General features: G+C 66.9%; 3 protein-coding genes. All 3 read left to right on the top strand.

The features are described from left to right. Positions 1–211: 211 nt before the first annotated feature. Complete coding sequence (locus NQU54_RS48410; protein WP_257636631.1) at positions 212–532, top strand: SseB family protein; 321 nt, start codon at positions 212–214, stop codon at positions 530–532. Then, on the top strand, positions 519–1,073 hold the full coding sequence (locus NQU54_RS48405; RefSeq protein ID WP_257636630.1) for a hypothetical protein: 555 nt from the start codon (positions 519–521) through the stop codon (positions 1,071–1,073). The genes NQU54_RS48410 and NQU54_RS48405 overlap by 14 nt, the downstream gene beginning before the upstream one ends. After that, positions 1,070–2,004 (top strand): putative T7SS-secreted protein (locus tag NQU54_RS48400; RefSeq protein WP_372506437.1); only part of this gene is annotated, 935 nt, incomplete at its 3' end. The genes NQU54_RS48405 and NQU54_RS48400, both read left to right, overlap by 4 nt.

Below are 2,004 nucleotides of genomic sequence, written 5' to 3'. Positions count from 1 at the left end.
TAAGACCCTCGCAGACCTGTCGCGCCGTCAAGCTCCATACACAGTCATACGCTGCAGTCGTCAAGTGGCAACCCCGTGCGTCCCCGCAGGCGTGGACTCACAGGGAGTGCGGGACGTGTGTGCGAGGATTCGCGGCGGGTGTTCATTCAGTGACGACCCGAGTGGGCCGGGGAGGGAAGAGTTGTCGTTACGTGGTCTGATCCGTGACGAAATGGCCGCGTCGAGGCCTCGTTCGGAGCAGCTGGCGGCGCTGCGTTCGGCGCGGCTGTATTTTCAGCGGCCGGATGAGCCGGGCTTCCTGGTCCCGGAGACGGAACACGGGCCGGTGGTGCCGGTTTTCACCTCCGTGGAACGGCTCGCGTTGTTCGCCGGGCCGTGCGGGTGGGCGTCGACGACCGTGGCGGATGTGGCGGAGCTGCTGCCCGAGGGTGTGCGCGCGTTGGTGGACCCACTGGGCCCACGGGCATTCGTGCTGGATACCGCGGCACTTCAGCCCACCGACGGGCAGGGAGAGCACGATGACGGAACATAACGGGGAAGCATCGAGTTCCGGTGGCCCGAAACCGGGTGATGGCTACAGGATCGAGATCGCGTCGGTGCGTAAGGTGCTGCAGCCGCTGGAGGAGTCCGTCGTCGCCGCCCGCAAGATCAAGGGCGACTGGAAGACTCTGGCCGAGGCCATCCAGAACTCGGCCGACTTCGACATCTATGACTCGGCCGAGAAGATGCTCTCGTCCTGGGGTTTCGGCATGGGGCGGGTGGCCGAGCACACCAGCACCGTGGTCGAGACACTCCGGCAGGTCATCGCCGCCTACATCCTGGCCGATCTGCTGCGCATCAAGGATTTCACGCCGACCGCGGACAACATGGCCAAGCTGCCGTTCGGCGAAGCGGGCCTGAAGGCGTGGCAGGCGGGGTCCCGGCCGAAATTCGATCCGCCGCCCGAGATCTATCAAGAACCGTGGCTCGACGACAGCGGTTCCGGCGGCACCCAGGACGTGCCCACCAACCCGCGCAAGCGCTACGACGGCGGATGGGAAGTCGACGGCGGGTCGAAGGGAACGATCGCATGACCCAGCGCGATGCCACAGAGGGCGGCGCGACCGAGCGGATACCGCCGAACGCGAAGCCATCAGAGGTTATCTACGGCAGCCCGTCGGATATCGAGGACCTGGCAGTCAAGCTGCGCGCGTACGCCGGTGCGTTCAAGGACGGGCAGGACAAGCTCGACGTCCTTTCCCTGATGGACTGGACCGGGGCCGGCGCCGAGGGTTTCCAGGACGCGACCCGGAAGCTCCCCAGGGAACTGGAATCCGCCCAGACCTACTTCAAAGCGGCCGCGAACGCCCTGGACGACTACGCCGAAAAGCTGCGCTCGGTCCACAACCGCGTCAAGCCGATCATCGAGGACGCGGACGACGCCCGGGCCGCCTCCAAGCGCTACTGGAACAAGGTCACGGACTACAACGCCGCCATCGACCGGAAGGACGATCCGCTGCCGGAACGTCCACCGGAGGACGACCCGGGCCTGGCAGCACTGGAAGGCTGCTACAGCCGGCTGGACACGCTGGAGAGCGAGCTCCAACTCGTCATCGACGCGGCCAAACGCAAACTCGACAAAGCCGCCAAGGAGGCCCCGGACAAACCCCCGGCCCCCAAAGGCTGGGACAAGTTCAAACAGACCCTCGGGGACTACGCCGGCGGTACCGCCGACACCTTGGGCAGCTGGTACGACGATTTCGACGACCTCGTCCACGACGGGCCCGATGGTGCCGGCCTGCGGCTGGCAAGCACCGTAGACGGCGTCGCCTACGCCGCCGAACACCCCAAAGAATTCGCCAAGGCCGTCACCAACTGGGACGAATGGCAGCGCAACCCCGCCCGCGCCGCCGGCCAACTCACCCCCGACCTCCTCCTCGCCCTGGCCACCGGCGGCACCGGCGCCGCACGCCGCGGCGCCAACGCAGCCAAGAACGCCACACAACGCCTTCTCAACCGCGAACG

Origin of the sequence: Streptomyces malaysiensis subsp. samsunensis (assembly GCF_024519315.1) — a bacterium.
Taxonomy (GTDB): Bacteria; Actinomycetota; Actinomycetes; order Streptomycetales; family Streptomycetaceae; genus Streptomyces; species Streptomyces malaysiensis.
The sequence above is the reverse complement of the archived record's forward strand: the minus strand, read 5'-3'. Positions and strand labels throughout refer to the sequence as shown.

Bases quoted from the DNA above. Each gene is read 5' to 3' on its own strand.
- NQU54_RS48410 (WP_257636631.1), top strand. From the start codon at position 212: ATGGCCGCGTCGAGGCCTCGTTCGGAGCAGCTGGCGGCGCTGCGTTCG.
- NQU54_RS48405 (WP_257636630.1), top strand. From the start codon at position 519: ATGACGGAACATAACGGGGAAGCATCGAGTTCCGGTGGCCCGAAACCG.